The sequence below is a fragment of the Capnocytophaga granulosa ATCC 51502 genome (genome assembly GCF_000411115.1).
In the GTDB taxonomy this organism is placed as follows: domain Bacteria; phylum Bacteroidota; class Bacteroidia; order Flavobacteriales; family Flavobacteriaceae; genus Capnocytophaga; species Capnocytophaga granulosa.
Genome location: NZ_KE150249.1, coordinates 1 through 7,492, shown reverse-complemented (window position 1 = coordinate 7,492; position 7,492 = coordinate 1). Strand labels below are relative to the sequence as shown.

At 46.6% G+C, this 7,492-nt stretch carries 1 protein-coding gene; it reads left to right on the top strand.

Annotated elements, in window-relative coordinates; all coding sequences use genetic code 11:
• On the top strand, positions 1 to 7,492 hold a 7,492-nt coding region (locus tag HMPREF9331_RS04885; RefSeq protein ID WP_016421348.1), incomplete at both ends, for an MDR/zinc-dependent alcohol dehydrogenase-like family protein.

Genomic DNA, 7,492 nt, shown 5'->3' with positions numbered 1-7,492 from the left:
GACTTTGATAAGGACGGCAATGGAGTCTTGGATATCAAGAACTACAGTGCTACTTGTGAGAATGGTCAGGGCGGTAAGTTAGTGATCAAGCGTTTCAAAGGCAAGGGGCCATTTAAGCTTGTACTTACCCACCTTACTGATAACACACAAGAGGTGCGTAGAATACCACGGGCACATGATCCAGCTAATAAGGTTTATTTGGATGCCCCTACGCCACCATCCAATATAGGAGTTTTGCGAGTAGAGGACTATACCTTTGAGAATTTGGAGGCTGATCCTACCCCTAACAACTATAAGATAGAGATCATAGACGAAGGCAATAGCGATTGTCCTATATTAGGACCGGCAGGTAGAACCTTTACCATAGCTCAGATGGAGTTTGTAAAACCATCGGGCGGTTGGGTTACTCAGACTCAGCCTGATTGTGCCGATACGACTATGGGCTTTGGTTTGAAGGCTACCCATACGGCTACTATAGGAAACTATAGAGTAGTCTATAGAGTAGTGAGACAAGATGGCAACTTGGTGTCAGGAGTTTGGAGGAATGAGACAGACCATCCTATTCCTACTGCACCTAAGAACTATGTAGCACAAGGAGTTGTAGGAGCGTTCATGGGAGATACTTATCCGATAGGCACCAGAATAGTAGCAGAAATAGGTTTGGAAGACTTGGATAATATAGGTAATATCCTTTGTAGAAAAGAATTGCCAGAGTTCACTTTGCGTAGCACACCTACAGGCTTTGAGGCGATTCCACAAGTATACAATAACTGTCAGTATGACTTGCAGGTGAAGTTTGGTTTGGCAGCTGACCAGATACAGTTCTTCCTCAACCATGATGGAGCACCAGCAGAAGCCCAAACAGGGGTAATATCGAATTATGCAGCAGGCACCCTTGTACCTTTCCCTGGTCACTTGACTAAAGGAAGGAGCTATACAGTATATGTACATTATAAGTTAACGTCTACCAGTCCGCTTTGCAAGGCGAGCATAGAGGTGCCAGTTGTACCAGGGGTTAATACGCCAGCGATACAGATAGACGAGGCAGAGAGCACTTGGGCAGCTTGTGGAACAGCAAATACGCCAATGAATATTACCTTCACCTTGAAGGTAACCTCAGGCACGCCACTTACCTATAGCATCTATGAAAAGGATACCAATGGAGCGCCTAAGACTCCGGCCTTAGCACCAGGGCTACCTATGCCAGCGCCTATGCCGGGAACCACCAATGTATACCAATTGACCTTGCCAGGACAGACGGTTCCAGCTACAGGTAAGCAGTATATAGTATCTCTTAGCGATGGGGTATGTGAGTCTATGAACAAGGATATGCGAGTAACGCCACCAGCTACGCCATTAGGTCCTGCAACAGGTACCTTTACGGTAGTGGCTAATAAGACCAAGCCTATAAGTTGTGAGGAAGGTAAGGGGCAGATCACCATAGCCGCAGGAAGCGTCAGTGGAGGAGAAGGGCCATTTACCTTTAGGCTCTCTAAGGAGAAGAATCCATTCTTGCGAAAGAATTTTGTGAAGCAAAATATATCGGCACCGGTGTCTAATGCTGAGGTAGGTTTTGACCTTAAGGAAACTGATTTTGATACCAGCCACCGACCTGCACACTTGGCAGCAGCTACAGATTTCTGGAAAGAGGTCTTCCCAAGTTTGACCTTTACCCTTGAGATCATAGACCAGAAGACCAACTGTAAGGTAGAAGTTACGGCTTCAGGCAATGCGTTAGGGCACTTGATAAACAGCAAGTATACGGCTAAGTATAGTATTGCTATTGTTAACCATTCTACGTCGAATGCATGTGAGAATGGCAATGACCAGTATAGGTTAAAGATCACCTTATTGGATATAAATGCAACCATAACGCCAGCGCCACCAGGTACGCCATATCAGGCAACAGTGGCACAGCCTACGGATTATGAGTACTCTATAGACGGCGGAGTGACCTATAAGGACTTTGATACTACAGGGGCAGCAGAAGAGGACATACCTACCTTCTTTGACCATAAGAAGATAAAGGTACGTTATAAGCTCAGTAAGTGTGAGGCAACGATAGTGCCACCTGCACCACCGGCTGCTTTGCCAGGAACGAATGAGCGTCTTACTTATCCTAAGTTAGCCTTTACGGCAACTAAGGGATCAGATATGGTTTGTGAGACATCGACCACTTATGTGGTGAAGCTTAACTTGAAGCTCACCAGTGGTACAGACTTTGTACAATCACCAATGTTGCCACCTGCGGTGGTGGGCGGTGGTAATCGTTACGACATCATCGTAACCCGCTCAACAAGCAGTACACCACAGACAAGAACGGCGACAGTACCAGCGCCTCATATGACCTTGGCCACAGCTCCAACGGATAACCATACCCAAGAGCTAAAGGTAACTCTTGCGCCTCCTATCTCAGGAGAACCTACCTATTACTATACAGTATGGGTGAAGGATAAGGGCAATGGAGATGGTGCGACTAACTATTGTGATGATTACAAGCCAAGTGCGCCTATAGAGGTACTACCTGCTGAGGCAGAGAGTGATTTGATAGCGCGTCACCAAGTGGATCGCACTAAGCTAACAGATGTCAAGTCATGTACAGCGGGTGCTTCTACAGGAAGTTTTGAATTTACAAGGACAAAAACTACTTCATCGAGAGAGGATGTAGATTTTCAATATGCACTTGAATGGGATCCTAACACCAGCGGTGGATCTTATACAGAGATAGGTACAATAGACAGCAGCCATATAGTGCCAGATAACACGCCAAATACGGTACGTTATAGGGTAACGGGCTTGAAGAAAGGTGCCTATAGGATTAAGATCAAGCGTTCGGCTAGTGGTTCATGTGGTTGGGTAGATGTAACCAATGAGACAATAGGCAGAATAGTGATCAATGAGCATGGCCAGCTCTCTAAGGATACCTCCTCTATCCCAAGTGGTATAGAGCTCGTACAGATGACCTGTGATAATACCACAGTGACTCCACCTGCTTTGCAGCCTCAGTCAGACTATGCACAGCTAAGGGTACATGTAGTAGGAGGAGTAGCTCCTTATACCTTCAGGGTGAAGGATGCTAGTGCAGGCTCAGTGATAGCGGAAGCCACAGAGGCCTCTTTGACACCTCCGCCCACTTATCCAGCCTTTGCGGATGATAAGGCCAACCATACCTTCCAGTTGCCTGATAAGGGTAGGGATTATGATGTATTGGTAGAGATCACCGATGCCAATGGCTGTACCTTGACTATACCAGCCACCCAGATAGGAAAGATAAAGACGTTGCACAAGATCACAGGTGCTACAGCTGTACGTGAGAAACCAGAGCATCGTATGACATGTAATCCTACCTCTACGGAAAAGGTGAAGATAAAACTCACCTATACCAAGGCGGGGGGCAATACAGACGGCTATAATGTATGGTTACAGAAGGTAGTAGGAGGTGTAGCAGATCCTATAGGAACAGCTCCTTACCTAGAAGGCGAGCGTACTGTAGCAGACATACCAGGCTCAGGAGAGGGCTATATAGATATACCTCATGATTCGGATGATATGGCCGACTATCGTATCACCTTGTTTGATAAGGATACCAAGTGTACCTATACCCTTACGGATGACTATAGGATGTATAAGACCCAGAAGCCGAGAGCGAATTTGGTACTTGTACAGACATGTAATAGTACCCAGTCTCCAACCTCAGCCACTGTAACCTTCAGGGTAGAGGTAGACGGAGGTGACTATAGCCAGTATGGAGGTTATAACTATAAGATCACCACAGGCAGTCCAGGCACAACAGTATTGGCAAAGACGGCTATCAATGCCCCATCTGATGAGGCAGAGGTAACACTAACCGCAGCACAATTGCCTGTAGGAACCCCTACTCAGTTTGATGTAGAGGTAGAGGTAGTGAACACCAAGTGTAAAGCCACCTCTAGTACGATGGTAACCCGTCCGAACCCAATTGTGGCCTTCACAGCGATGACCCATCCGATGACCTATTGTGATAGGACACCGAACAATGACGGAGAGATTACCGTTACTAACAACCCAACAGGAGGTTGGGGTGCCCCTTACCTCTATAGGTTGGTCAGCAATGGAACCCCTGTAGGAGAGTTTACGAACAACACCACCTTCGGAGGTTTGGGAGTAGGAAGCCACTATATACAAGTGAAGGATGCGCAGAATTGTATTGCGAACTTGAGTCCTACTTATGACTTTATAGAATACGATCCGAATATCATGGATATTCGTACGCCAAATCCGCCACAAGCGAAAGTGCCTACTTGTGTAGGTGAGCAAAACGGAGAGATCTCCCTTACAGGTGTGGCAGGCGGAGAGATACCTTCAGGTACACCAGCTCCTGGAGGACATACAGCCGCAGAGGTACAAGGCAAGCTCATGTATGCGCTTTATGATGCAGAAACTGATGCCTTCTTAGGTGTAACCTTGCCTGATGACAACCCAGGTACAAGAGGAACAGTAACCTTCAAGAACCTAGGGGCAGGCAGCTATAAGATACGTATCTATACTGAGTTATCATGTACTGATACCTACAAAGAGGTAGGCCCAGTACAGGTACCAGACCCAGGTAGTATCGTCGTTAGGGCAAGACTCACCAAGTACCCAGGCTGCACAGTTGCTGGAGACTTAGTAGCTGATATAGACCCACGTCCGAATATAGACCCATCCAGAGGTACTTATGTAGCCCAATTGTATGAGGTGACAGGCTCACCACAACTCATGGGTACAGGAGTTATCACAGGCACCTATAACACAGGCGTAACAGCTACCTTTGCAGGAGTAATTACCCCAGGTACAACCGATGATAGGCAATACCAAGTAATTGTAAAGGATGATAATGGTTCATCAACAGCTTGCGAAGGCAAGAGTAATATAGTCTTTGTAGATAAGGTAACTGCTATAGCGCCTACTTTGGTAGCGGATAAGAGTCAGTTGAGCCTCAAGTGTAATGGAAGCTCTTATGGTAAGATTACTGTAACGGCCACAGGAGGTAAGCAAGATGAGGCTTATAGCTTCTTGCTTAAGATGCAAGACGGCTCAGCAGCCACAACCAGCAGCACTAACCCGAACCCACAAGGGGTATTTGAAGGCCTTAAGGCAGGCATCTACAAGGTAGAGGTAAGCCAAGCCACTGGAGGTTGTGATACAAAATCGGTAGAGAACATCACCATTACTGAAGAGACAGCCTACAAGGTGAAATATGATTTAGAAGATGTGAAGTGTAATGGAGATAAGAATGGTAAGATTACCATTGAGATGCTCCCAGGAGGCCAGCAGCACAGAGATGGTCGTCAAAGAAAACTTACCTATGCGATCTCTCCACGCTTGGATCGTTTCTTAGACAAACCAGGAGGAGTCATAGATAGCTTAGCCCCAGGTAAGTACTTTGTGATAGTACAAGATGAGAACGGTTGTCGTCCGAACGAGATATTCGAAAAGGATAACACCACAGCCACAGGCTTAGACATCATAGAGTTTACCATAGGCGAACCAGAACCACTCAGTGTAACGGTGAACCCTGAAGCTACCGAGCACGAAAGCTGTATAGACGCCAAGGATGGCAAGACCCGCCTAAGAGTATTTGGAGGTACGCCAGTGAGCACAGATCCGATAACTCATGACAAGGTATACCAATTGATCATAGATAGCAATGCACCTATAGCTTACCATACTAAGGATAGCGGAGACCTCTTAGAAGGCTTATCAGCAGGGGAACATACCTTTAGAATTATTGATAAGAATGGTTGTGAGGCCGAAACAGCTGTAACGATAGAGCCAGGCTCAGAGGTAAAACTCAAGCTATCGGCAGGTAAGTACGAGTGTGTGGATGGCAAGATCAAGTGGATAGTGGAGGCCAGCGTAACGCCAACTACGGCAGCGCTCAATGTCCGTTACTTGCTCACCGAGGTAGGCAACCCTGCCAAAGTAGACCAGCCACATGACAATACACAGTTCAACTTGGATGTGGATTTGCAAGGCAATACGACCAAGACCTACATCATCAGTGTATTGCATAAGGTAGCAGGCCATGGCGAGTGTAGAGTGGATTCAGATCCCATACAGGTAGCTCCTAAAGAGCCACTAACGATAGATCCATTGTCAGGCAAGCCAACAGTAAGCTGCCATGATGGTGAAGACGGAAGATTTGAAATCACCGCACGCGGAGGATCAAGCAAGTATAACTATGGATTGAAGAAGGCTGATGGCACCTTCGATTGGCAAGGAGAAAACAACAAGTTCACAGGCCTTAAGGTAGGTTCTTACACTGTAGGAGTGAAGGATATGGAATACAACTGTATCGCTGAACTAACCAACATAGTGGTAGAATCTCCAGATAAGATAGCTATCAAGCAGCAAAGCATCCAGCATGTAGGCTGCAAGGGCGAGACCAACGGTAAGATCTCCTATGCGATAGAAGGAGGTAACACCCCATACAAGTGGGAAGTGTATAAGGAAGATGGTACAACCACTTCTAAACGCGGAACAGGGGTGAGAGTAGCCGTACCATTTGAAATCACTGATTTGGCAGCAGGTAAGTATATGATCAAGGTTACCGATGCTAAGGATTGTGAAGCATCGAAAGAGTTTGAAATCATAGAAGGGGTAGACCTAGGCGGACGTATCGTTCAAAGCTACGACTGCCACGCCTCTATCGATGAGAACAACAAAGTCTTGGTAGTTGCAGGCGGCAGAGGAGCCAATAGCGACACGGCAGCTGAAGGTACTTACGATGTGTATGTATCGGTCAATACACCTTACTTGGTAGTGAATCCAAGTGCGAGAGGAGCAGCCAACCGCTTGAGATATGCCATAGGAGTAGAAGGAGGTACGACCCCAATCCAGCGTTATGAGTTTGAGGGAACCACCCCTGAAGGTTCGGATAATACGCATAATATGTACCAGATCAAGCATGCGTCCTTGATACCGAAGCTCAATGCAGCCAGAGCATTACAGGAAGGCCTTAACCAGTATAAGATCTATCTATACTATTTTGATAAGGACAACCCAGCTATGTCGGATGCACCGCTTTGTGAGTCAGTACGCGACTTGAACATAGAGTACTATCCACCGGTGAAGATAACCAATACAAGTATCTCTAACGACTTGAACCTCTTGAAGGTGAAGGTAGAAGGAGGTAAGGAGCGATACACGGTATACTTCTGCTCAGCACAGTACCATACGGCAGAGGAAGCCAAGAGCCACTATGTACAGAAGGTAGAGGATGTGAAGGCAGGCGATGAGGTAACTTACTTTGTACAGAAGACAGACTATGAAGAAGAGAACCCAGATACGGGCAAGGTAGAGAAGAAGATACGTGTATATGTAGAGGATAGCAAGGGCGAGCTTAAGGAAGAGAATGGAGGCAAGGAAGCCTGCGGACATTCGGTATTCTTGTACAAAGAGTTTGTGGATGTAGTGATACCAAACTTCTTCACACCGAATGGAGACGGCCAGTATGACACATGGGCACCGC